The 23,328-nt window shown below is 59.0% G+C and carries 21 protein-coding genes; 18 read left to right on the forward strand and 3 right to left on the reverse strand.

What is annotated here, in order from left to right; genetic code table 11:
• Positions 1 to 46: 46 nt before the first annotated feature.
• Together TMS3_RS16175 and infA are read left to right on the forward strand one after the other, a co-directional pair.
• Positions 47 to 754: an arginyltransferase gene (locus TMS3_RS16175; RefSeq protein ID WP_025166326.1), complete on the forward strand. Its 708-nt coding sequence runs from the start codon at positions 47 to 49 to the stop codon at positions 752 to 754.
• A 100-nt stretch (positions 755 to 854) separates the two neighbouring features.
• Entirely contained in the window at positions 855 to 1,073 is a 219-nt protein-coding gene (gene infA / locus TMS3_RS16180; protein ID WP_002553999.1) for a translation initiation factor IF-1, read from the forward strand.
• Positions 1,074 to 1,134: 61 nt separating this feature from the next.
• Here the strand turns inward: infA and clpA are convergent, their stop codons facing one another.
• Both clpA and clpS read right to left on the reverse strand, forming a co-directional pair.
• Positions 1,135 to 3,405 (reverse strand): ATP-dependent Clp protease ATP-binding subunit ClpA, encoded by a 2,271-nt coding sequence (clpA, locus tag TMS3_RS16185; RefSeq protein ID WP_025166327.1) that lies wholly within the window; start codon positions 3,403 to 3,405, stop codon positions 1,135 to 1,137.
• A 29-nt stretch (positions 3,406 to 3,434) separates the two neighbouring features.
• Positions 3,435 to 3,797, reverse strand: coding sequence for an ATP-dependent Clp protease adapter ClpS (clpS, locus tag TMS3_RS16190; protein ID WP_025166328.1), 363 nt, complete (start codon positions 3,795 to 3,797; stop codon positions 3,435 to 3,437).
• Between the two features lie 228 nt (positions 3,798 to 4,025).
• On the opposite strand from clpS, the gene cspD reads away from it, so the two are divergent.
• On the forward strand, positions 4,026 to 4,289 hold the full coding sequence (gene cspD, locus TMS3_RS16195; RefSeq protein WP_025166329.1) for a cold shock domain-containing protein CspD: 264 nt from the start codon (positions 4,026 to 4,028) through the stop codon (positions 4,287 to 4,289).
• A gap of 114 nt (positions 4,290 to 4,403) precedes the next feature.
• Positions 4,404 to 5,626, forward strand: a protein-coding gene (locus tag TMS3_RS16205; protein WP_200929682.1) for an IS3 family transposase whose coding sequence is annotated in 2 segments (ribosomal slippage) — positions 4,404 to 4,755 and positions 4,755 to 5,626 — 1,224 coding nt in all. Because the reading frame shifts where the segments join, the coding sequence is not laid out codon by codon here.
• 48 nt (positions 5,627 to 5,674) lie between these two features.
• Here the strand turns inward: TMS3_RS16205 and icd are convergent.
• Entirely contained in the window at positions 5,675 to 6,931 is a 1,257-nt protein-coding gene (icd, locus tag TMS3_RS16210; protein ID WP_025166331.1) for an NADP-dependent isocitrate dehydrogenase, read from the reverse strand.
• A 366-nt stretch (positions 6,932 to 7,297) separates the two neighbouring features.
• Here icd and TMS3_RS16215 point away from each other — a divergent pair, with 366 nt between their 5' ends.
• The 14 genes from TMS3_RS16215 (at position 7,298) to TMS3_RS16280 (ending at position 23,307) form a co-directional block, all read left to right on the forward strand.
• Positions 7,298 to 9,523 (forward strand): NADP-dependent isocitrate dehydrogenase, encoded by a 2,226-nt coding sequence (locus tag TMS3_RS16215; RefSeq protein ID WP_025166332.1) that lies wholly within the window; start codon positions 7,298 to 7,300, stop codon positions 9,521 to 9,523.
• 135 nt (positions 9,524 to 9,658) lie between these two features.
• The gene (locus TMS3_RS16220; RefSeq protein ID WP_025166333.1) at positions 9,659 to 10,105 is read left to right on the forward strand and encodes an NUDIX hydrolase; all 447 of its coding nucleotides are present in this window, start codon (positions 9,659 to 9,661) and stop codon (positions 10,103 to 10,105) included.
• 72 nt (positions 10,106 to 10,177) lie between these two features.
• Complete coding sequence (mnmA, locus tag TMS3_RS16225) at positions 10,178 to 11,296, forward strand: tRNA 2-thiouridine(34) synthase MnmA (RefSeq protein WP_029866419.1); 1,119 nt, start codon at positions 10,178 to 10,180, stop codon at positions 11,294 to 11,296.
• On the forward strand, positions 11,293 to 11,913 hold the full coding sequence (hflD, locus tag TMS3_RS16230) for a high frequency lysogenization protein HflD (RefSeq protein WP_025166335.1): 621 nt from the start codon (positions 11,293 to 11,295) through the stop codon (positions 11,911 to 11,913). Before mnmA ends, hflD begins: the two co-directional genes overlap by 4 nt.
• Before the next feature lie 15 nt (positions 11,914 to 11,928).
• Positions 11,929 to 12,774, forward strand: a complete 846-nt coding sequence (locus TMS3_RS16235) for a DMT family transporter (protein ID WP_235576647.1) — start codon at positions 11,929 to 11,931, stop codon at positions 12,772 to 12,774.
• Between the two features lie 87 nt (positions 12,775 to 12,861).
• The gene (gene purB / locus TMS3_RS16240) at positions 12,862 to 14,232 is read left to right on the forward strand and encodes an adenylosuccinate lyase (protein ID WP_025166337.1); all 1,371 of its coding nucleotides are present in this window, start codon (positions 12,862 to 12,864) and stop codon (positions 14,230 to 14,232) included.
• A gap of 78 nt (positions 14,233 to 14,310) precedes the next feature.
• Positions 14,311 to 15,477 (forward strand): ribosomal protein uL16 3-hydroxylase, encoded by a 1,167-nt coding sequence (locus tag TMS3_RS16245; protein ID WP_025166338.1) that lies wholly within the window; start codon positions 14,311 to 14,313, stop codon positions 15,475 to 15,477.
• A complete protein-coding gene (locus TMS3_RS16250) occupies positions 15,470 to 15,895 on the forward strand; it encodes a GNAT family N-acetyltransferase (RefSeq protein WP_025166339.1) in 426 nt (141 codons plus the stop codon). Before TMS3_RS16245 ends, TMS3_RS16250 begins: the two co-directional genes overlap by 8 nt.
• Positions 15,896 to 16,017: 122 nt before the next feature.
• A complete protein-coding gene (locus TMS3_RS16255; RefSeq protein ID WP_025166340.1) occupies positions 16,018 to 16,659 on the forward strand; it encodes a DUF7931 domain-containing protein in 642 nt (213 codons plus the stop codon).
• On the forward strand, positions 16,656 to 17,465 hold the full coding sequence (locus tag TMS3_RS16260) for a secretin N-terminal domain-containing protein (protein ID WP_025166341.1): 810 nt from the start codon (positions 16,656 to 16,658) through the stop codon (positions 17,463 to 17,465). The genes TMS3_RS16255 and TMS3_RS16260 overlap by 4 nt, the downstream gene beginning before the upstream one ends.
• Positions 17,466 to 17,979: 514 nt before the next feature.
• On the forward strand, positions 17,980 to 19,575 hold the full coding sequence (locus TMS3_RS16265; protein WP_025166342.1) for an isocitrate lyase: 1,596 nt from the start codon (positions 17,980 to 17,982) through the stop codon (positions 19,573 to 19,575).
• Between the two features lie 357 nt (positions 19,576 to 19,932).
• Positions 19,933 to 21,939, forward strand: coding sequence for a PhoX family protein (locus TMS3_RS16270; RefSeq protein WP_025166343.1), 2,007 nt, complete (start codon positions 19,933 to 19,935; stop codon positions 21,937 to 21,939).
• Positions 21,940 to 22,206: 267 nt separating this feature from the next.
• Positions 22,207 to 22,623, forward strand: a complete 417-nt coding sequence (locus TMS3_RS16275; protein ID WP_025166344.1) for an NADH-quinone oxidoreductase subunit A — start codon at positions 22,207 to 22,209, stop codon at positions 22,621 to 22,623.
• A gap of 9 nt (positions 22,624 to 22,632) precedes the next feature.
• Positions 22,633 to 23,307 (forward strand): NADH-quinone oxidoreductase subunit B, encoded by a 675-nt coding sequence (locus TMS3_RS16280; protein WP_025166345.1) that lies wholly within the window; start codon positions 22,633 to 22,635, stop codon positions 23,305 to 23,307.
• The last annotated feature ends 21 nt before the right edge of the window (positions 23,308 to 23,328 follow it).

Genomic DNA, 23,328 nt, shown 5'->3' on the forward strand with positions numbered 1-23,328 from the left:
GACGGCCTGGCATACACTTACTTTAGGCTTCCTCCGAGACTCGACCATGACCGAGCTGGCCCGCTTGAAGTTTTACGCCACCCAGCCTCATCCGTGCAGCTACCTGCCAGAAGAACAGGCCACGACACTGTTCCTGGACCCCAGCCAGCCGATGGATGCAGACGTTTACGCCGAGCTCTCGGAAATGGGTTTTCGCCGCAGCGGCGATCACCTTTATCGCCCCCACTGCCAACACTGCACAGCTTGCGTACCGGCCCGCATCCCCGCCGCCCAGTTCAACCCTAACCGCCAACAACGACGGATCATCAAACGTAACCTCGACGTGCAGGTGCGCGCTGTACGCCCGGCATTCACCGAGGAGTACTACGACCTGTATGCCCGCTACATCGAGCAGCGACATGCCGATGGCGATATGTACCCTCCCAGCCGCGAGCAGTTCTCTACCTTTCTAGTGCGTGATTTGCCATTTTCCCGCTTCTTCGAGTTCCGCAAGAACAGCCGGCTAATGGCAATCGCAGTAACCGACGCCCTGCCCAACGGGCTTTCTGCGGTTTATACATTCTATGATCCTAACGAAGAACGTCGCAGCCTGGGCCGCTTTGCCATACTTTGGCAAATTTCCGAAACCGCACGCCGAGGCCTACATGCTGTCTATCTCGGTTACTGGATCAAAAACTGCCGAAAAATGAATTACAAGACGCAATACCGCCCGATTGAACTGTTCGTCAATCAACGCTGGGTCACGCTTACCTGATTTCCTTGGCGGAAACCTCTATTTTCGGGCACAATGCACGCCGCTTTTGCCTGGGGCCAGTTGCACCGGGCCATTCATTGGATACCGAGGGCTTTACTGCATGTCGAAAGAAGACAGCTTCGAAATGGAAGGCACTGTCGTCGACACCCTGCCCAACACCATGTTTCGTGTGGAGTTGGAAAACGGGCACGTCGTTACCGCGCACATCTCCGGAAAAATGCGCAAGAACTACATCCGCATTCTGACTGGCGATAAGGTTCGCGTTGAGCTGACACCTTATGACTTGAGCAAAGGTCGTATCACCTACCGCGCTCGCTAAGTTTAAGCACCAGTAAAAACGCCCGGCATAGCCGGGCGTTTTTGTTTGTGGAAAATAGCCCTCAAGCCATTTCGGCAGTGGTTTCAAAGTCGAAAGTCAGTTCGCCATTGCTGATATCGATATGCACCACGCCACCATGCTCGGCCAACTCACCGAACAGAATTTCTTCCGCGAGCGGGCGCTTGATCTTGTCTTGAATCAAGCGCGCCATCGGCCGAGCGCCCATCTGCACGTCGTAGCCTGTTTCCGCCAACCAGTTGCGCGCCGCATCGCTGACCTCGAGCATGACGCGCTTGTCCTCAAGCTGCGCCTGCAACTCGGTGAGAAACTTGTCGACGATGCTCTTGATCACCTCATGGCTCAGGCGGCTGAACTGGATAGTGGTATCCAGACGGTTACGGAACTCTGGCGTAAAGCTCTTCTTGATCACTTCCATGGCATCGGACGAGTGATCTTGATGAGTGAAGCCAATAGAGGCCCGCGACGCGGTCTCCGCGCCCGCGTTAGTGGTCATAATCAGGATGACGTTGCGGAAATCTGCCTTGCGCCCGTTGTTGTCGGTCAGCGTGCCGTGATCCATAACCTGCAGCAGCAGATTGAAGACTTCTGGATGAGCCTTCTCGATTTCATCGAGTAGCAATACGCAATGGGGCATCTTGGTGATCGCCTCGGTCAGCAAACCACCCTGATCGAAGCCGACATAACCCGGCGGAGCGCCGATAAGGCGAGAAACAGTATGCCGCTCCATGTACTCGGACATATCGAAGCGCACCAACTCAATCCCCAAGGCCTTGGCCAACTGACGCGCCGCCTCGGTTTTACCGACCCCGGTAGGACCGGCAAACAGGAAAGAACCGACAGGCTTATCAGGCGCCTTGAGACCGGCGCGCGACAATTTAATCGCCGTCGAGAGTGAGTCAATGGCCGCATCCTGACCAAACACCGTGAGCTTGAGGTCGCGCTCAAGGTTACGCAGCAACTCCTTGTCCGAACTACTGACATGCTTAGGCGGAATTCGCGCAATCTTAGCCACGATATCCTCGACCTGCGCCACCTCAATGCGCTTGACGCGCTTATCCACCGGCTGCAGACGCTGATAGGCACCTGCCTCATCAATCACATCGATGGCCTTGTCAGGCATATGACGATCATTGATGTAACGCGAGGCCAGCTCCGCGGCTGCACGCAAAGCCTCATCACTGTACTCGATACTGTGGTGTTGCTCGAAACGCGCCTTCAGGCCACGCAGAATACCAACGGTGTCCTCAACGGAGGGTTCGACCACATCGACTTTCTGGAAGCGCCGCGCCAGGGCACGATCCTTCTCGAAAATGCCACGAAACTCCTGGAAGGTAGTCGAGCCGATGCAGCGAATCTCACCCGAAGAAAGCATCGGCTTGAGCAGATTGGACGCATCCATTACTCCACCCGAAGCCGCACCCGCACCGATGATGGTGTGGATTTCGTCGATAAACAGAATCGCATGCGGACGCCTGCGCAGCTCATTGAGCAGCGCCTTGAAGCGCTTCTCGAAATCGCCACGGTATTTAGTGCCAGCCAACAAGGCCCCCAGGTCCAGCGAATAGACCACGCTATCCGCCAGCAAATCCGGGACCTGCTGGTCGACAATACGCTTGGCCAGGCCCTCGGCAATGGCGGTCTTGCCGACCCCAGCCTCACCAACCAGCAGCGGGTTGTTCTTGCGCCGCCGCGCGAGGATCTGCGCCACGCGCTCCACCTCAAGCTCACGACCGACCAGAGGATCAATCCGCCCCTGACGCGCCAGCTCGTTGAGGTTGCTGGCGTAAGCATCCAGCGGGTTACCCGAGGTCGAGGACTCCCCGCCTTCTTCGTCCTGCATCTCCTGATCGGCGTCAGAGTGGCCGCCATGCCCCGGCACCTTGGAAATGCCATGAGCGATGAAGTTGACCACGTCGATCCGCGCGACACTCTGTTGCTTGAGCAAAAACACGGCCTGGCTTTCCTGCTCACTGAAAATCGCCACCAATACGTTGGCGCCCGTAACCTCGCGCTTGCCAGAGCTTTGCACATGGAATACCGCGCGCTGCAAAACACGCTGGAAGCCCAGGGTCGGCTGAGTTTCGCGCTCTTCGTCATGCAGAGGAATCAGTGGCGTAGTGGAGTCGATGAACTCCTGTAAATCATGCCGCAACTTGTCGAGGCTGGCGCCGCATGCGCGCAATACGCTGGCGGCGGCTTCGTTATCCAGTAGAGCCAGCAGGAGGTGCTCAACCGTCATGAACTCATGACGCTTGGTGCGAGCCTCTTTGAAGGCCAGATTGAGGGTGACTTCGAGCTCTCGATTTAACATAGCTTCACCTCATGCCCAAGCGGCCGGCGCTAACCGTCCTTCTCGATCTCACAGAGTAATGGATGCTGGCATTCTCTCGCGTATTGGTTGACCTGCATCGCCTTTGTTTCGGCAATGTCGCGGGTAAACACTCCGCAAACTGCCCGCCCCTCTGTGTGGACGGTCAGCATCATCTTGGTCGCCAGCTCCCGATTTAGGTTGAAAAACACCTCGAGCACCTCGACTACGAAATCCATAGGTGTGTAGTCGTCATTGAATATGACCACCTTGTACAGCGGTGGTGCCTGTAACGCCGGTTTAGATTCCTGAACGGCAAGACCGAAAGAATCGTCCTCATGCGTTGCTGGGCGATCCTGATTGAATGTTAGTCGAATCTGGCTACTTGCATGCATGTGGGGAAAAGGTTCGTGGTTGGACGAAGACAGGGACTAGAAGGAGTTTGAACGGCTTCTCAGCCAGTTGCAGCATCGCCTTGACTATCGGCAAAACGGTGTTACAAACAATAAATACCCATTCAGGGTATGAGAGATTCCGCGCCCTCGCCCAACCCGGTTGATTAATGCGCGGAATCGAAGTGGATGATACTCCAGTGATGGGGTCCTTTGCAGAGGGATATGAGCATGCTTAGCGGTAAGGTCAAGTGGTTCAACAACGCCAAGGGCTATGGATTTATCCTGGCCGACGGCCGAGATGAGGACCTGTTCGCCCACTACTCGGCGATCCAGATGGAGGGCTATAAAACGCTCAAAGCGGGTCAGTCGGTGAGTTTCGATATAATTCAGGGCCCTAAAGGGCTCCACGCCGTGAATATCAGTGCGATTTCTATCCCTGCCGAAGCATCGGCTACGGCCAACCTACCTCACGGAAATACGGTTGAAGTCTAACCACCAGGGCATCACCTTCTCATGAAAAAGGCCGGTCAATGACCGGCCTTTTTTCTTACCGTGTCCCGCCCTGAATAAGGTTTACACCTTCTGACCTATTTTCAGGAGGGCGCAATGGATTCGGGGAAAAGGCGCAGTCAGCGCGATTACACCTTGGCTTTTAAATTGGCGGTTGTAGATCAAGTTGAAAAAGGCGAGTTGAGTTATAAAGACGCTCAAACCCGCTATGGCATCCAGGGTAGCTCGACAGTGCTGGTTTGGTTACGCAAACATGGTCGACAGGACTGGAGCCAAGGCGCATCCATTCGAGTTCAGAGAACCCGCGCCGTGCACAAGCCATCCACACCACTGACGCCTGAACAGCGGATCAAGGAGCTTGAAGAACAGCTCACGATGAGCAACCAGAAGGCTCAATTTTTTGAAGCTGTCGTGAACGTTCTGAAAAACGACTACGGCGTTTCTATCGTAAAAAAGCGACCCGGCAAGTCCTCTCGCAAGGGCAAATCGAAGGCCTGAGCATCACTAGGGCTTGCCTGTTTATGGAAATTTCGCGCCAGGCTTATTACAAGCGAATCCGGGCATACGAGGCCCGCGCCCAACACGATCAAGGCGTGCTGGATTTTGTCTTGGAAAAGCGTCGCCGCCAGCCCCGGCTAGGAACGCGCAAGCTGCACCATTTACTGCATATTGAAGCTAGAACATCGCTGCAAGTCGGGCGAGATCGGTTGTTCACAATCCTGCGAGAGGCGCGTGAACTGGTGCCACGCAAACGTGCTTATCACAAAACCACCCACAGCCATCATCGCTTCCGACGCCATCCCAATCTGCTAAAAGACGGCCCAGCACAGGTTGTTGCTACGGGCCCTGAACAAGTTTGGGTCGCCGACATAACCTACCTGCCGACCCAGGAAAATGTAGCGTACCTAAGCCTGGTGACCGATGCCTTCTCACGCAAAATCGTAGGGCATCACGTGCATGAGACGTTGCACACGGAGTCGGTGCTCAAGGCTCTGAAGAGCGCTGTCAGCGAGAGAGAAACAGACCAACCTCTGATCCATCATTCTGACCGCGGCGCCCAGTACTGCTCAGACCTTTATCAGCAGTTGCACATCAAGCATGGCATTACCTGTTCAATGACCGACGGGTACGACTGTTACCAAAACGCGATGGCCGAGCGAGTGAACGGTATTTTGAAGATGGAATTCCTGCTGCGTCGGCCAAAAGACCTGGCAGAGGCTCGGAAGATGGTGGGCGAATCGGTGGCTATTTATAACGAAGAGCGGCCACATCTGGCCTTGAAATACAAAACGCCCGATGCGGTGCACCGGGCGTTTTGAGAGTGAAACAGGTGTAAACCTATTTCAGGACTAGACACCGCTGATCACTCACATGTGAGTGATCATGGCGTCGCCGAACTGCGAGCACGACATCAGCTTGGCACCTTCCATCAGGCGCTCGAAGTCGTAGGTCACGGTCTTGGCCGAGATAGCGCCATTGGTACCTTTGATGATCAGGTCGGCAGCTTCTACCCAGCCCATATGGCGCAACATCATTTCGGCAGAGAGGATCAGCGAACCCGGGTTGACCTTGTCCTGGCCCGCGTACTTCGGCGCCGTACCGTGGGTCGCCTCGAACATGGCGATGGTGTCGGACAGGTTGGCGCCCGGAGCGATGCCAATGCCACCCACCTCGGCCGCCAGAGCGTCGGACAGGTAGTCACCGTTGAGGTTCAGAGTGGCAATCACATCGTATTCGGCCGGACGCAACAGGATCTGCTGCAGCATGGCGTCGGCGATAGCATCTTTAACGATGACATTCTTACCGGTTTTCGGGTTCTTGAACTGCATCCAAGGACCGCCATCGAGCAGGGTTGCGCCGAACTCCTCGGCCGCAATTTCGTAGGCCCACTCTTTGAAGGCACCTTCGGTGAACTTCATGATGTTGCCTTTATGCACGATGGTCAGCGAGTCGCGGTCGTTATCAACCACGTACTGCAGCGCCTTGCGCGCCAGACGCTTGGTGCCTTCCTTGGAAACCGGCTTGACGCCAATGCCGCAGTTTTCATCGAAACGGATCTTGGTTACCCCCATTTCTTCCTTGAGGAACTTGATGACCTTGTCTGCTTCCGGTGAACCGGCTTTCCACTCAATACCGGCATAAATATCTTCGGAGTTTTCGCGGAAGATGGTCATGTCGACATCGCCGGGTTTTTTCACCGGGCTAGGCACGCCTTCGAACCAGCGCACGGGGCGCAGGCAGACGTACAGGTCTAACTGCTGACGCAGCGCTACGTTTAGGGAGCGGATACCACCACCGACGGGCGTAGTCAGCGGGCCTTTGATGGAAACGACGTAGTCTTTGACAGCGTCCAGAGTTTCCTGCGGCAACCAGGTGTCCTGATCGTAAACCTGGGTGGCCTTCTCGCCAGCGTAAACTTCCATCCAGGAAATCTTGCGCTTGCCGCCGTAGGCTTTTTCGACAGCCGCATCAACGACCTTGATCATCACCGGGCTGATGTCGACGCCGATGCCATCACCCTCGATGTAAGGGATGATCGGATTGTTCGGTACATTGAGGGACATATCGGCATTGACGGTGATTTTGTCACCGGTTGCTGGCACCTGGATCTTTTGGTATCCCATGCTGGACTCCGTCTTGTGGTTAAACAGTGCGCATCGCCCGAGAGTAACTCAGTTGAATCGAGCGAAACCATATGTTCGTTGGTCTTATGCACAAGGGCATTCTGCGACGCACAGTCGCAGTGGTATACTGCTTAGGTGACTAACGAGTCATAAGGGGCTGACTGTCTTGAACGAGACGTCCGCCTCTTGAATCTGCCGAATTGCTACCGCGACTCGACGGCTCGAAGTGCTCGACACTCTACTGGTGCATCCAACATCACCGCGGCAAGTCCTCGACTTCCGGCTCGCTCACACAGCGAACCACGGCGCCTACCTGCGCATGTCGAGGGCTTGTGTACGCTCAGCGAAGAAGAGAGTTAACCCTAAATGTCCACCCGTTCGAAGATCATCTATACCTTCACCGACGAAGCCCCAGCCCTCGCCACTTACTCGCTTCTACCTATTGTAGAAGCCTTCGCAGCCTCTGCTGGCATCGCCGTCGAAACACGCGACATCTCTCTTGCAGGGCGCATCCTTGCAAGCTTTGCCGACCGACTGGATGCCGACAAGCAAGCCGAGGACGATCTCGCCAAGCTGGCTGTCCTGGCCACTACGCCAGACGCCAATATCATCAAGCTGCCGAACATCAGCGCCTCGGTACCACAACTCAAGGGTGCCATCGCCGAACTGCAGGCTCAGGGCTACAACATTCCCGACTTCCCTGAAGACCCGCAGACCGACGCCGAGAAAGACGCCCAGGCCCGTTACAGCAAGGTACTCGGCAGCGCGGTCAACCCGGTTCTGCGCGAAGGCAACTCTGATCGTCGCGCACCTGCGGCAGTCAAAGCCTTCGTCCGCAAGCACCCACACTCCATGGGCAAGTGGAGCATGGCGTCGCAATCCCACGCCGACTACATGCGCGGCGGCGACTTCTTCTCCAGCGAACAATCGATCACCATGGCCCAGGCCGGTGACGTGCGCATCGAATTTATTGGCAAGGACGGCCAGGTCGAAGTCAAGAAGCAGCTCGCCCTGCAAGAAGGCGAAGTGTTCGACAGCATGTTCATGAGCTGTCGTAAGCTGCGTGAATTCTTCGAGGCGACCCTGCAGGACTGCAAGGAGACCGGCGTCATGTGGTCGCTGCACGTCAAGGCGACGATGATGAAGGTGTCCCACCCGATCGTCTTCGGCCACGCCGTCAGCGTGTACTACAAAGAGGTGTTCGATAAGTACGCCGAGCTGTTCGACGAACTGGGCGTCAACCCAAATAACGGCCTGAGCAGCGTCTACGACAAGATCAAGAACCTGCCTGCCTCGCAGCAGGAAGAGATCCTCCACGATATCCACGCCTGCTACAGCGGCCGCCCGGAAATGGCCATGGTCGACTCGGTCAAGGGCATCACCAACCTGCACATCCCGAGCGACGTGATCGTCGACGCCTCGATGCCGGCCATGATCCGCAGCTCCGGGCAGATGTGGGGCAAGGACGGCAAGCTGAAGGACGCCAAGGCCGTCATGCCGGAAAGCACCTACGCCCGCATCTATCAGGAGATGATCAACTTCTGCAAGACCAACGGCGCGTTCGACCCGACCACCATGGGCAGCGTACCGAACGTCGGCCTGATGGCACAGAAGGCCGAGGAATACGGCTCCCACGACAAGACCTTCGAAATGACCGCCGACGGCAGCATGCGCGTGGTCCTGGCCGACGGCACCGTGCTGATGCAGCACGAAGTCGAAGCTGGCGACATCTGGCGCGCCTGCCAGACCAAGGACGCGCCGATCCGCGACTGGGTCAAGCTGGCCGTGACCCGTGCCCGCCAGTCCAACACCCCGGCCATCTTCTGGCTGGACCCGGAACGCGCCCACGACCGCCAACTGCAGAAGAAAGTCGAAGCCTACCTGCAGGAACACGATCTGAACGGTCTGGACATCCGCATGATGGGCTACAACGAAGCCATCCGCGTGAGCATGGAACGCCTGATCCGCGGCCAGGACACCATCTCGGTGACCGGCAACGTGTTGCGCGACTACCTGACCGACCTGTTCCCGATCATGGAGCTGGGCACCTCGGCCAAGATGCTCTCCATCGTGCCGCTTATGGCCGGTGGCGGCATGTACGAAACCGGTGCCGGCGGTTCGGCGCCCAAGCACGTGCAGCAGCTGATCGAAGAGAACCACCTGCGCTGGGACTCGCTCGGCGAGTTCCTGGCCCTGGCGGTGTCTCTGGAAGAGACCGGGATCAAGAGCAACAACGCGAAAGCCAAGTTGCTCGGCACAACCCTGGACGCGGCCACCGGCAAGCTGCTGGACAACAACAAGTCGCCTTCGCGCAAGACCGGCGAGCTGGACAATCGCGGCAGCCATTTCTACCTGACCCTGTACTGGGCTCAGGAACTGGCCGCACAGACCGAAGACCTCGAGCTGCAAGCGCAGTTCAGCCCGCTGGCGAAGGCCCTGAGCGACAACGAGGCCGCCATCGTGGCCGAGTTGAACGCTGTCCAGGGCAAGCCTGTCGAGATCGGCGGCTACTACCGCGCCAACCCGCAACTGGCCAGCCAGGTCATGCGCCCGAGCGCGACCTTCAACGCCGCCCTCGCCGCACTGGCTTAAGCGCTAATACCCGGCGCCCACGGGCGTCACACCATGGAAACCCCGGCCCCTGCGCCGGGGTTTCTGCTTTCGGCCTGACAGAAGCGCACAGGCGCGACTGTTATGCTCACCATTTATCTGCTCAGGTAGTGTTTTATGAATTGGCTGCCTCATATCACCGTGGCCACGGTCATCGAAGACCAGGGCCGCTTCCTCTTGGTCGAAGAACTGGCCGAGGGCCGTGCAGTATTCAACCAGCCTGCCGGCCACCTGGAGGCAGACGAAAGCCTCCTGCAGGCCGCCATACGCGAAACCCTCGAAGAAACCGGCTGGGATGTCGAGCTGACCGGCGTCACCGGCATTTATCTCTATACAGCCCCCAGCAATGGGGTGACCTATCAGCGCGTCTGCTTCGCTGCCAAAGCGCTGCAGCGACATCCTGAACTCGCACTGGATGAAGGCATCATCGGTCCACGCTGGCTGACTCGCGACGAATTGGCCGCCCAGCCAGAGCGCTGGCGCAGCGAGCTGGTACTGCGCTGCATCGACGACTACCTGGATGGCGCGTGCTTCCCGTTAACCCTGATCCGCGACCCAGCTTAACGCCTGGCTAGTCGCCGCAACGAGCCGGCCCTGTTAGAATCGCGTCCTTTTGAGCCTCTGCACACTCAACCCATGCCCGATCCAACTGCAACCCGCGTAATCGTCGGCATGTCCGGCGGCGTCGACTCGTCTGTTTCTGCCCTGCTGCTGCTGGAGCAGGGTTATCAGGTCGAAGGCCTGTTCATGAAGAACTGGGACGAGGACGACGGCACCGAATATTGCACCGCCATGGATGACCTGGCCGACGCCCAGGCCGTGTGCGACAAGATCGGCATCAAGCTGCACACCGCCAATTTCGCGGCGGAGTACTGGGACAATGTGTTCGAGCACTTCCTCGCCGAGTACAAGGCTGGGCGCACCCCCAACCCGGACATCCTGTGCAACCGCGAGATCAAGTTCAAAGCCTTTCTCGACTATGCGCTGATGCTCGGTGCCGATCTCATCGCCACCGGCCACTATGTGCGCCGCCGCGATAGCCACGGCCGTACCGAACTGCTCAAGGGCCTGGACCCGAACAAGGATCAGAGCTACTTCCTGCATGCGGTCGGCGGCGAGCAGATCGCCAAGACCCTGTTCCCGGTCGGCGAACTGGAGAAGCCCCAGGTGCGCGCCATCGCCGAGAAATATCAGCTGGCCACGGCGAAGAAAAAAGACTCCACCGGCATCTGCTTCATCGGCGAGCGCCGCTTCAGCGACTTCCTCAAGCAGTATCTGCCCGCTCAGCCTGGTGATATCGAAACCACCGAAGGCGAGGTCATCGGTCGCCACCATGGCTTGATGTACCACACCATCGGCCAGCGCCAAGGTCTGGGTATTGGCGGTTTGAAAGATGCCAGCGACGAACCCTGGTACGTCCTGGAGAAAGACTTAGTGAGAAATGTATTGGTGGTTGGTCAAGGTAACGAACACCCTTGGCTATTCTCCAGCGCCCTGCTTGCCTCGCAGATTTACTGGGTCAACCCAGTCGACCTCAGCAGCCCACGCCAACTGACCGCCAAGGTGCGCTACCGCCAGAGTGACCAGGCCTGCACATTGGAACAGACCGCCAATGGCTACCGCGCCTCGTTTGCCATGCCACAACGAGCCGTTACACCGGGCCAGTCCGTAGTGTTCTATGACGGCGAGGTTTGCCTCGGCGGCGGCGTGATCGAAACAGCCGAACCCTGGAGCAGCAAGGGCCCACGCTCATGACCCCGACACAGGAGCAGCTGGTGGCACTGGCCGCGGTTTTCGAGTCGGCCGTACTGGTCGATAAGCTCGCGCGCACCGGCCAGATCAGCGAAGCCGATCTGGCCTGCATGCTCGGTAGCCTATTGATCCGCGACCCGCAGAACACCCTGGATGTTTACGGCGGCGATGATCTCAACCTGCGCGATGGCTATCGCGCCCTGGTCAGTTCACTGGAGCGCGACCCCGCCAGCCTGCAGCGCGAACCGCTGCGCTATGCCCTGGCCCTACTCGCGCTGGAGCGACAACTGTCCAAGCGCGACGACATGCTGCAGGTCATGGGCAAACGCCTCGATCAGATTCAACAACAGGTCGAGCACTTCGGGCCGATTCACGAGAACGTGGTCGCCTCCTGCGGCAGCCTGTACCAGGACACCATCAGCACCTTCCGTCAGCGCATTCAGGTGCAAGGTGACATGCGCCACCTGCAACAACCCAGCAATGCCTCGAAAATCCGCGCCCTGTTACTTGCCGGTATTCGCGCGGCACGCTTGTGGCGTCAGCTCGGTGGCCATCGCTGGCAGCTGGTGTTAAGTCGCGGCAAATTACTCAAAGAACTCTACCCGCTGCTGCGTAGCTGACCCATGGCAGCGCGCATGGTCAACCCCATGCGAGGCGCCGCGCTGCTGGCGCTCTCCGCACTGTTATTCGCGCTGATGGGCGTTGGCGTGCGCGAAGTCTCCATCAGCGTCAACAATGAATCGGTGGTGTTCTTTCGCAACCTTGTCGGTGTGCTGTTGTTTCTACCGCTGATTCTGCTCAAAGGCACGCGTCCATTGAGAACGGGCCGCCTCAAGTCGCATCTGTGGCGCACCTTCTTCGGCCTGGCGGCGATGTACTGCTTCTTTTATGCCATCGCCCATTTGCCACTGGCCGATGCCATGCTGTTCACCTATTCGGCCCCAGTCTTCACCCCACTGATCGCCTGGTGTTGGCTGAAAGAACCGCTGAGCAAGCGCATCCTTGCCACCACCATCATCGGCCTGCTCGGCGTGCTGCTGGTTGCCAAGCCTTCCGCCGCCCTGCTCGACAGCCAGGCACTGATCGGCATGGCAGCCAGCATTCTGGCGGCCTTTGCCTTTGTCTCGATTCGCGAGATGAGTGACACCGAGCCCGCCTTTCGCATGGTCTTCTACTTTTCCCTGTTCAGTGCATTGATCTCGGCGCTCCCGCTCGCCTGGGCCTGGCAACCGGTGAGTCAGCATGAGTTGAGTTTGCTGCTGTTCATCGGCCTGCTCGCCACCGCCAGTCAGATCATCATGTCCAAAGCCTATAGTCTGGCACCACCTGGTTTGATCGGTCCCGTCGCCTACCTGGCCATCGTGTTTGCCGGCCTGATCGCCTGGCTGCGCTGGGGCGAAACCCCGGACCTGACATCGTTGTTCGGCGCTGCCTTGATTTTCGCCTCTAGCCTGCTGTCGATTCGTCGTCACGCTCGCTGAACGGCCGTCGGCCAAACGCGGCCCGAGCACTGTTTTCATGTATGATATGCGCCCTTTTCGTTGCCCGACTGCCCGAGAACGCCTTCTATGCAGCTTTCTTCGCTCACTGCGGTTTCCCCCGTCGATGGCCGCTACGCCGGCAAAACCAGCGCACTGCGCCCCATTTTCAGCGAATACGGCCTGATCCGTTTCCGCGTTCTGGTTGAAGTGCGCTGGCTGCAGCGCCTCGCCGCCCACGACGGCATTGCCGAGGTCGCGCCCTTCTCGGCCGAAGCCCAGGCCGTGCTCAACGAACTGGCGGAAAACTTCGCCATCGAGCACGCTGAACGCGTGAAAGAAATCGAGCGCACCACCAACCACGACGTCAAAGCCGTGGAGTATTTGCTCAAGGAACAGGCCGCCAAGCTGCCTGAGCTGGACAAGGTCAGCGAATTCATCCACTTCGCCTGCACCTCCGAGGACATCAACAACCTGTCCCACGCACTGATGCTGCGCGAAGGTCGCGACAACGTGCTGCTGCCGTTGATGCGTCAGACCGCCGAAGCGATTCGTGAACTGGCAGTGAAGTTCGCCGACGTACCTATGCTCTCGCGTACCCACGGTCAACCGGCCTCGCCGACCACCCTCGGCAAAGAGCTGGCCAACGTGGTCTATCGCCTGGAGCGGCAGATCGGCCAAGTCGCAGCCGTGCCTTTGCTGGGCAAGATCAACGGCGCAGTAGGTAACTACAACGCGCACCTGTCGGCTTATCCGCAGATTGACTGGGAAGCCAACGCTCGCACCTTCATCGAGGGCGACCTGGGCCTGCAGTTCAACCCCTACACCACGCAAATCGAACCGCACGACTACATTGCCGAGCTGTTCGATGCGATTGCCCGCTTCAATACCATCCTGATCGACTTCGACCGTGACATCTGGGGCTATATCTCCCTGGGCTATTTCAAACAGCGCACCATTGCTGGAGAAATCGGCTCCTCGACCATGCCGCACAAGGTCAACCCGATCGATTTCGAAAACTCCGAAGGCAACCTCGGCATCGCCAATGCACTATTCCAGCACCTGGCCAGCAAGCTGCCGATCTCGCGCTGGCAGCGTGACCTGACCGATTCCACGGTGCTGCGCAATCTCGGCGTCGGTTTCGCCCACAGCGTTATTGCTTACGAAGCCAGCTTGAAAGGGATCAGCAAGTTAGAGCTGAATACTCAACGCATTGCTCAAGATCTGGACGCCTGCTGGGAAGTACTGGCAGAGCCTATTCAGACCGTGATGCGCCGCTACGCCATCGAAAACCCCTACGAAAAGCTGAAAGAGCTGACTCGGGGCAAGGGCATCAGTCCAGAGGCACTCCTGAGCTTTATCGACGGGCTGGACATGCCCGCCGAAGCCAAGGCCGAGCTCAAGCAACTGACCCCAGCCAACTACATCGGCAACGCCGTGGCTCAGGCCAAGCGCATCTAAGCGGCAACAGCCCTCCCTACGCCCGGCTGTGCCGGGCGTTTTTATTTATGGGTAATTACTCATTTCAAAGGCTTACCGATGAATCCTGATATTCCACTGCAACTTCTGGGTGGCCTGACCGCGCGCGAGTTCTTGCGTGATTACTGGCAGAAGAAACCGCTACTGGTGCGCCAGGCGATGCCCGACTTCGAGAGCCCGATCTCGCCCGACGAACTGGCCGGCCTGGCGCTGGAGGAAGAAGTTGAATCGCGCCTGGTACTCGAGCACGGCGAGCGGCCCTGGGAACTACGCCGCGGTCCATTCGCCGAGGATGCCTTCGCCGATCTGCCCGAACGTGACTGGACCCTACTGGTGCAAGCGGTCGATCAGTTCGTCCCGGAAGTCGGCGAACTGCTGGAGTCATTCAACTTCCTGCCCAAGTGGCGCATCGACGATGTCATGGTCAGCTTCGCCACACCGGGTGGCGGCGTCGGCCCGCACTTCGATAATTACGACGTATTCCTGCTGCAAGGCCACGGCAAGCGCCGCTGGCAAATAGGCCAGACCTGCAACTCCGAGAGCCCATTACTCGAGCATGCGGATCTGAAAATTCTGGCCGAATTCGATAAAACTGAAGAATGGGTACTGGAACCCGGCGACATGCTGTATCTGCCGCCACTCCTGGCCCACTGTGGTACCGCTGAGGATGATTGCATGACCTATTCCGTAGGCTTCCGCGCGCCAAGCGCCGCCGAAGTACTCACCCATTTCACCGACTTCCTGGGCCAGTTCCTGCCCGATGAGGAGCGCTACAGCGACGCCGATGCGCAGCCGACCAGCGATCCCCACCAGATCCAGCGCGACTCGCTGGATCGCCTGAAGAACCTGCTCAACGAACACATGGGCGACGAGCGGCTGCTGATGACCTGGTTCGGCCAATTCATGACCGAACCACGCTACCCGGAATTGATCGGCGGCATCGAAATGGATGAGGAAGCCTTCCTCGGCAATCTGCAAGACGGCGCCGTCTTAATCCGCAACCCCAGTGCCCGCCTGGCCTGGTCCGAAGTCGGCGAAGATCTGGTGCTGTTCGCCAGCGGTCAGAGTCGCCTGCTGCCGGCCAGTCTGCGTGAGCTGCTCAAGCTTGTCTGCGCGGCGGAAGCGTTACATAGCGAAAACCTTGGTCAGTGGCTGGGCGACGAAACCGCGCGTAATTTGCTCTGGGAACTGGTCAAGCAAGGCAGCCTGGAGTTTGCCAATGAATAGCATTCACGTCCGCCTGGCCGACTGGCAGAAGGACAATGCCGAGCTTCGACGCATTCGCGAAGCGGTATTTATCGCCGAACAATCCGTGCCACCGGAGCTCGAATGGGACGCAGAGGATGCCGATGCCGCGCATTTTCTAGCCTATGAAGGCGACTACCCGATTGGTACGGCGCGCCTGCTGCCCGACGGGCATATCGGCCGGATGTCGGTACTCAAGGACTGGCGCGGGCTGAAAGTCGGTGATGCGCTGATGCGCGCGGTCATCGCCGAAGCTGAAAAACGTGGTCTGCAGCGCCAAATGCTCAGTGCCCAGGTGCATGCCACGGCTTTCTATGAACGGCTAGGCTTTGCCATCGTCAGCGGTGAATACCTCGACGCCGGCATCCCCCACGTGGACATGGTGCGCGACAGCGACTAGAAGAACTGATCCGCTACCCGCGCAGGGCTTGATGCTACATTGCACCTACTGCCTTGGGCCTATGGGTGCTGCCGCTCCTTGCCTTGGTTCGGGCAATCAAGCACAGGCTCCAAGAGGTCAGGATGAACGACAAGAACGCCCCGCCAGACGCAACCGACAGCAACGCGGCAGAACCGCTTCCTGCTATCGAATTCGAGTCTTCGGGGCGTTTCGCCGTCCACAACCCAGAGCCTGTGGTCACCGATAGCGCGCGCTGTGAACCCGCCCCCTTCGTTCTCGGCGAGCACCAGCCGCTGGAGCGTTTCAGTCAGACCGATGAGGCCCGAGCCCACGCCCTCGCCCTGCTCCAGCAAGCCCGTCGCAGCCTGTGTATCTACACTGATGACCTGGAGCCCTGGCTCTATCATCACAGCAGCATCGAGGAGGCCTGCAGGCGGTTTCTCCTCGCCAATCCGAAGAATCGCCTGCGCATTCTGGTCAAAGATCTCAACCGCAGCGTGAAAGACGGCCACCGCCTGCTCAGCCTGTCACGCCGCCTGACCAGCAACTTGCTTATTCGCAAGCTGCATCCTGACTATCCCGCTGAAGACGCCAGCTTCCTGCTCGCCGATAGCAGCGGTATGCTCGTGCGCCCCGAACACGGCCAGTTCGCCGGCTATGCCTTGTACCAGAATCCAGGCCGAGTTCGCCTGCAACAAAGAGCCTTCGACCTGGCTTGGGATACCAGCATCCTTGACCCTGACTTGCGGAGTTTCCTGCTATGAATGCTCGCACCCTAATCGCCGCCCTGCTGTTCTGTGTCAGCCAGGCATTGAGTGCCGCCACCGAAGTCATCCCCCTGAATTACCACACCGCCGACGAAATGCTCCCGCTGCTGCAATCGGTGCTGGGCAATGAGGGCCGCATCAACGCTTATGGCAACCAGTTGGTGGTCAATGCCACGCCGGCGAAGATCGAGGAAATCCGCGCCTTACTGAGCCAGCTGGACACCCAGCCTCGCCGCCTGTTGATCAGCGTCGACAGCTCCGACTCGGCCTACCAGACCGATCGCGGTTACCGCACCGATGGGTCGATCGGCGCTGGCAATGCCGAAGTGATAATCGGCCAGGGCGAGATCAACGGTCGTGACCAGGTACGCATCATCCGTCGCAACACCGACAGTCGCGGTGGTGGCACGCAACAGGTGCAAACCAACGAAGGCTATCCCGCCTTGATTCAGATCGGCCAGAGCGTGCCCATTACCACCAGCAGCCACGACGGCTACGGCCAGGTGTACAACAACACCCAGTACCGCGACGTCACCCGTGGTTTCTACGTGACCGCCAGCCTCACCGGGGACATCGTGCATATCAGCATCAGCAGTAACCGCGACCGCCTGAATCCATCACAGCCAGGGGTAATTGACGTGCAAAGCACCGATACCCGGGTCAGCGGCCGGCTTGGCGAATGGATCAGCATCGGCGGCGTCAACGAGCAAAGCCATGTCGATCAACAGGGCTTTGGACAGCAACGCTCAACCCAGGGCCGCGAAGACATGAGCTTGCGGGTGAAGGTCGAAATCGTTGAATAAATACTTGGCCGGCATGACTCATCAGTCGCTTTAGAACTTATGTAGTAGTGCTAAAAAACCACTACAAAACGTTTGACGAACCCTTTCTGCGGAGGCATTATGGCCTCGCTCCCGCTAATCAGGGGCCCTGGAAAGGGCCTCCCGGGTCGCTCTCCGACTTACCGTTGGGACGGCTCGTGTTGTAAAGCCCACAAGGCAGTTCGACGAGATTGCGACTGGAACGAAGTTGTCCTGAGGGACGGGGAAGCGTTTTAACGTATAGCCAGCATGGCAATCGCAGTCTACTGAGTCGTCCAACGGCATCCACGAGCCGGTAAACGCCAAATGACCTGGTCATTTGCAGCAGCTGTAGTCAGCGAACTGTTCGTCTCGTCACCCCCTCCTCCCAGTTTCAATGCGTCCTGGTCACTCTCTCGATGTTCTGCGGTGAGCCCCCGCAACCAAAGCCTTGTTCACTCAGGTTTTGAGTGGGAAAGCCGGTGCTCAACCAAACACATACTTTGAAGGATTGACCATGTCAGCTTATCAAAACGACATCAAAGCCGTAGCGGCTCTTAAAGAGACAGCCGGTAACAGCTGGAGCGCTATCAACCCTGAGTCCGTCGCCCGCATGCGCGCTCAGAACCGCTTCAAAACCGGTCTTGATATCGCCAAGTACACTGCCGCCATCATGCGTAACGACATGGCCGAGTACGACGCTGACAGCTCCGTCTACACCCAGTCGCTGGGTTGCTGGCATGGTTTTATCGGTCAGCAGAAGATGATTTCCATCAAGAAACATCTGAAGACCACCAACAAGCGCTACCTCTACCTGTCCGGCTGGATGGTCGCTGCACTGCGTTCTGACTTCGGCCCGCTGCCGGATCAGTCGATGCACGAAAAGACTGCCGTATCCGGCCTGATCGAAGAGCTGTACACCTTCCTGCGCCAGGCTGATGCCCGCGAGCTGGACCTGCTGTTCGTCGACCTGGATGCTGCCCGCGCTGCTGGCGACGCTGCCAAGGCCGCTGAAATTCAGGGCAAGATCGATAACTACGAAACTCACGTAGTACCGATCATCGCCGACATCGACGCCGGTTTCGGTAACCCGGAAGCCACCTACCTGCTGGCCAAGCGCATGATCGAAGCAGGCGCGTGCTGCATCCAGATCGAAAACCAGGTGTCCGACGAGAAGCAGTGCGGTCACCAGGACGGCAAAGTAACCGTTCCCCACGAAGACTTCCTCGCCAAGATCAACGCAGTTCGCTACGCGTTCCTCGAGCTGGGTGTCGATGACGGCGTGATCGTTGCACGTACCGACTCCCTGGGTGCTGGCCTGACCAAGCAAATCGCCGTGACCAAGCAGCCGGGCGACCTGGGCGACCAGTACAACGCCTTCCTCGATTGCGAAGAAGTGTCCGCTGCCGAACTGGGTAACGGTGACGTGGTCATCAACCGTGGCGGCAAGCTGCTGCGTCCTAAGCGTCTGCCTAGCAACCTGTTCCAGTTCCGCAAAGGCACCGGCGAAGACCGCTGCGTGCTGGACTGCATCACCTCGCTGCAGAACGGTGCCGACCTGCTGTGGATCGAAACCGAGAAGCCACACGTTGGCCAGATCGCGGCCATGGTTAACCGCATCCGCGAAGTGATTCCGAATGCCAAGCTGGTTTACAACAACAGCCCGTCCTTCAACTGGACCCTGAACTTCCGTCAGCAAGTGTTCGATGCATTCGTCGCTGAAGGCAAAGACGTTTCCGCCTACGACCGCGCCCAGCTGATGAGCGTCGAGTACGACCAGACCGAACTGGCTCAGGTTGCAGACGAGAAGATCCGGACCTTCCAGCGTGATGGTTCGGCTCAGGCCGGTATCTTCCACCACCTGATCACCCTGCCTACCTACCACACCGCCGCGCTGTCCACCGACAACCTGGCCAAAGGGTACTTCGCAGACCAGGGCATGCTGGCCTACGTCAAAGGCGTTCAGCGTGAAGAGCTGCGCCAGGGCATCGCTTGCGTGAAACACCAGAACATGGCTGGCTCCGACATCGGTGACAACCATAAAGAGTACTTCGCTGGTGAAGCCGCGCTGAAGGCCGGTGGTAAAGACAACACCATGAATCAGTTCGGTTAAACGCAACTGACTCACTCAGCCAGGATCGAGTCTTCTGGCTGAGCGCCGGTACAAAAAAACCCAGCAGCGATGCTGGGTTTTTTTATGTGTGCGACCTACTGTTTCCACCAACGACCTCCTCGTTCTCCCCAAAACCCTTCCCGCGCATGACCAGCTCCGCACACCTCGGCAGCTGATCGAACCCGCCAAAATCACTCGCCGTGACCTAGCCTGATACTGCTCACGCCAAACGCTTCACGCGACTTAGAGCACCTGCGTGCCTGCCCGATTTGTGCACTGCGGCACATGTCCTGTAATCGTTCCGTCGTGTTGTTTGTTTAGCGTCGAGGCTCCGTCGATCAGCCCAAGGAGCCGACCATGCAACATGAGAGTGACAACGAGGTGTTGTTCGGTAGTGGTGATGAGTTACTCAGCAACCACTGCGCAAACACTCACATCAACCAGGTGATCAGCGGCGGCCTCGCCCGCCGACAGGTGTTGGCCGGTGGCGCCGCGCTGGGTACCTTGGCATTCCTGGGCGCGGTCCTGCCCTCTGCGGTCAATGCCGCTGAACCGGCCAGCCAGGGCCCGGCGGGGTTCTCTTTCAAGCGCCGCAGCAAGTTACCGTTCGTCCCAGTGGCCGTGACGCGCGCCGATACCATCAGCGTGCCTGCTGGCTACCGGGCTAGCCCGTTCATACCCTGGGGCACCCCGCTTAGCGGTCGCTACCCGGCCTACCTCGACGACGGCAGCAACAGCGCCCAGGACCAGGCCGAGCAACTCGGCATGCACCACGATGGTATGCACTTCTTCCCTATCGATGCCCAGCAGGGTCACGGCCGCAACAGCCATCACGGCCTGCTGGTGCTCAACCATGAATACATCGATGCCGGGTTGCTCCACGCCAATGGACCCACAGTTGTGGATGGCAAGCGCACCAGTGCCGAACAAGTGCGCAAGGAAATCAATGCCCACGGGGTGTCCGTGGTGGAAGTTTGCCGTGGGCCGCGCGGCGAGTGGACAGTGTTGCCCAGTGCTCGCAACCGCCGCGTCACTGGTGCAACACCCATGCAGATCAGCGGCCCGGCGCGCGGCCACGTACTCCTGCAAACCCGCTACAGCCCGACCGGCACGGCCACCCGCGGCACGCTGAACAACTGCTCCAACGGTTTCACGCCCTGGGGCACCTACCTGACCTGCGAGGAAAACTGGGCCGGGTATTTCGCCAGCGACGACCCCAGCCTGCCCCGCGAACTTAGCCGTTATGGCCTGCGCAGCAGCAGCCGCTACGGCTGGGAAAGCGTGGCCGGCGATGAGTTCGAACGCTTCGATGCCACCCGCACGGGCGCAAGCGCCAGTGACGACTACCGCAACGAACCCAACCACTTCGGCTGGATCGTCGAAATAGATCCTTTCGCCCCCGAGTCTCAGCCGATCAAACGCACCGCACTCGGCCGCTTCGCCCACGAAGGCCTGGTGTTCGCCCCGGTTAAGCCGGGGCGGCCGCTGGTCTGCTACTCCGGCGACGACTCGCAGAACGAGTACATCTACAAATATGTCAGCCGTGACAAATACCGCCCCGGGCGCAGCAATGGCCAGCTTCTGGATCACGGCACCCTGTACGTCGCCCGTTTCAATGCCGACGGTAGCGGTGAGTGGCTGGCCCTGGACCTTCAGGATGCGAGCTTTCAACAAGCCTGCCAAACGGCTGGAGTGAGCTTCGCCGACCAGGGTGAGGTGCTGATCAATACTCGCCTGGCCGCCGATGTCGTCGGCGCGACCAAGATGGATCGCCCCGAATGGGGCGCGGTGAATCCCGACAACGGCGAGGTCTACTTCACGCTTACCAACAACAGCTCACGCAGCGAGACCGACGCCGCCAACCCACGGCCAGCCAACGCCTATGGCCACATCATCCGCTGGCGTGAAGGCAGTAAACACTCCGCGGGCCGCCACTTCAGCTGGAATCTGTTCCTGCTCGCCGGACCGGAGACCGACAGTGTCGGGCCCAACGGCCAGCCGCTGAGCGCCGACAACCGCCTGGCCAGTCCAGACGGCCTGTGGTTCGATGATGAAGGCCGCCTGTGGATTCAAACCGACATGAGCGGCAGTCAACTCGGCAGCGGCCCCTTCGGCAACAACCAGATGCTGGTTGCCGACCCGAAAAGTGGCGAGTTGAAGCGCTTTCTGGTCGGACCGCTCGGTGCGGAAATTACCGGTATCACTGCCACCCCAGACTTCCGCACGCTGTTCGTGAATATCCAGCATCCAGGCGAAGGCTCGACCGCCAGCAACTTGCTCAGCACCTGGCCAGACGGCCCCGGCAAACGACCACGCTCCTCAACAGTGGTGATCACCCGCGATGACGGTCGCCGCCTGCTGTAGCCCTCCGGGTCAATGCTCCACCCGAATTAACCGGTCGTACTGGCCGGTTAGTTACTTCCCTGCCTCGATCACCCGCCCTTTTCGCCACAGCCTCTGCCGGTGTCCTGCAGTCAATGCTTGGCTGCAGGGTGACGGGCAGCCGTGGCAATTTTTTTTCGGCATAAATTCACTGACTTGCAGAAGCCCGCCTAGTATTGAACTAAGCGCCGAGACGCAGGCGCAGGGAGCGATGCATGAGCAATACCCTTCCTTAGCGAGGAGTACGGCATGCCTGATGCGGTAGTGAGCTTGTCCCATAACTGGGGGTTAGCGGTTTTTCTTCTAGGCGTTGCGGGTTTGTGCGCCTTTATGCTCGGGGTCTCCAGCCTGCTGGGCAGCAAAGCCTGGGGGCGCAGCAAGAACGAGCCGTTCGAGTCCGGCATCGTCTCCACTGGGGGGGCCCGCCTGCGCTTTTCCGCCAAGTTCTACCTGGTCGCGATGCTGTTCGTGATCTTCGATGTGGAGGCCTTGTTTCTCTTCGCCTGGGCCGTCTCGCTGCGTGAAAGCGGCTGGGCTGGGTTTATCGAGGCCTTGATATTCATCGCGATTCTCCTGGCCGGGTTGGTTTATCTGGCCCGGATCGGCGCCCTCGACTGGGCTCCGGAGGCGCGCCGCAAGCGCCTCGCCAGCAAACCCAAATCTTGAGGTGCAGGCGTGCAATACAAACTCACCCGAATCGACCCCAACGCGCCCAATCAGCAATACCCGATTGGCGAGCGCGAGACCGTCGGCGATCCGCTCGAAGGCCAGGTGCACCGCAATATCTACATGGGCAAGCTGGAAGAGGTGCTCAACGGCGCGGTCAACTGGGGTCGCAAGAATTCACTCTGGCCGTACAACTTCGGCCTCTCCTGCTGCTACGTGGAGATGACCACGGCCTTCACCGCGCCGCATGACATTGCCCGTTTCGGCGCCGAAGTCATCCGCGCCTCGCCGCGCCAGGCGGACTTCATGGTCATCGCCGGCACCTGCTTCATCAAGATGGCGCCGATCATCCAACGCCTCTACGAACAAATGCTCGAGCCTAAGTGGGTGATTTCCATGGGCTCCTGCGCCAACTCCGGCGGCATGTACGACATCTATTCCGTGGTGCAGGGCGTCGACAAGTTTCTTCCGGTGGATGTCTACGTACCCGGCTGCCCGCCCCGGCCCGAGGCGTTCCTGCAAGGTTTGATGCTGCTGCAGGAGTCCATCGGCCAGGAGCGCAGGCCTTTGTCCTGGGTGGTCGGTGAGCAGGGGGTGTACCGCGCCGAGATGCCTTCGCAGCGCGAACAACGCCGTGCCGAGCGGATTCAAGTCACCAACCTGCGCAGCCCTGATGAAGTTTGACTCGAGTTCCGATTAACGCCT

The organism is Pseudomonas taeanensis MS-3, assembly GCF_000498575.2.
Taxonomy (GTDB): domain Bacteria; phylum Pseudomonadota; class Gammaproteobacteria; order Pseudomonadales; family Pseudomonadaceae; genus Aquipseudomonas; species Aquipseudomonas taeanensis.

Bases quoted from the DNA above. Each gene is read 5' to 3' on its own strand.
- TMS3_RS16175 (WP_025166326.1), top strand. From the start codon at position 47: ATGACCGAGCTGGCCCGCTTGAAGTTTTACGCCACCCAGCCTCATCCG.
- infA (WP_002553999.1), top strand. From the start codon at position 855: ATGTCGAAAGAAGACAGCTTCGAAATGGAAGGCACTGTCGTCGACACC.
- clpA (WP_025166327.1), bottom strand. From the start codon at position 3,405: ATGTTAAATCGAGAGCTCGAAGTCACCCTCAATCTGGCCTTCAAAGAG.
- clpS (WP_025166328.1), bottom strand. From the start codon at position 3,797: ATGCATGCAAGTAGCCAGATTCGACTAACATTCAATCAGGATCGCCCA.
- cspD (WP_025166329.1), top strand. From the start codon at position 4,026: ATGCTTAGCGGTAAGGTCAAGTGGTTCAACAACGCCAAGGGCTATGGA.
- icd (WP_025166331.1), bottom strand. From the start codon at position 6,931: ATGGGATACCAAAAGATCCAGGTGCCAGCAACCGGTGACAAAATCACC.
- TMS3_RS16215 (WP_025166332.1), top strand. From the start codon at position 7,298: ATGTCCACCCGTTCGAAGATCATCTATACCTTCACCGACGAAGCCCCA.
- TMS3_RS16220 (WP_025166333.1), top strand. From the start codon at position 9,659: ATGAATTGGCTGCCTCATATCACCGTGGCCACGGTCATCGAAGACCAG.
- mnmA (WP_029866419.1), top strand. From the start codon at position 10,178: ATGCCCGATCCAACTGCAACCCGCGTAATCGTCGGCATGTCCGGCGGC.
- hflD (WP_025166335.1), top strand. From the start codon at position 11,293: ATGACCCCGACACAGGAGCAGCTGGTGGCACTGGCCGCGGTTTTCGAG.
- TMS3_RS16235 (WP_235576647.1), top strand. From the start codon at position 11,929: ATGGTCAACCCCATGCGAGGCGCCGCGCTGCTGGCGCTCTCCGCACTG.
- purB (WP_025166337.1), top strand. From the start codon at position 12,862: ATGCAGCTTTCTTCGCTCACTGCGGTTTCCCCCGTCGATGGCCGCTAC.
- TMS3_RS16245 (WP_025166338.1), top strand. From the start codon at position 14,311: ATGAATCCTGATATTCCACTGCAACTTCTGGGTGGCCTGACCGCGCGC.
- TMS3_RS16250 (WP_025166339.1), top strand. From the start codon at position 15,470: ATGAATAGCATTCACGTCCGCCTGGCCGACTGGCAGAAGGACAATGCC.
- TMS3_RS16255 (WP_025166340.1), top strand. From the start codon at position 16,018: ATGAACGACAAGAACGCCCCGCCAGACGCAACCGACAGCAACGCGGCA.
- TMS3_RS16260 (WP_025166341.1), top strand. From the start codon at position 16,656: ATGAATGCTCGCACCCTAATCGCCGCCCTGCTGTTCTGTGTCAGCCAG.
- TMS3_RS16265 (WP_025166342.1), top strand. From the start codon at position 17,980: ATGTCAGCTTATCAAAACGACATCAAAGCCGTAGCGGCTCTTAAAGAG.
- TMS3_RS16270 (WP_025166343.1), top strand. From the start codon at position 19,933: ATGCAACATGAGAGTGACAACGAGGTGTTGTTCGGTAGTGGTGATGAG.
- TMS3_RS16275 (WP_025166344.1), top strand. From the start codon at position 22,207: ATGCCTGATGCGGTAGTGAGCTTGTCCCATAACTGGGGGTTAGCGGTT.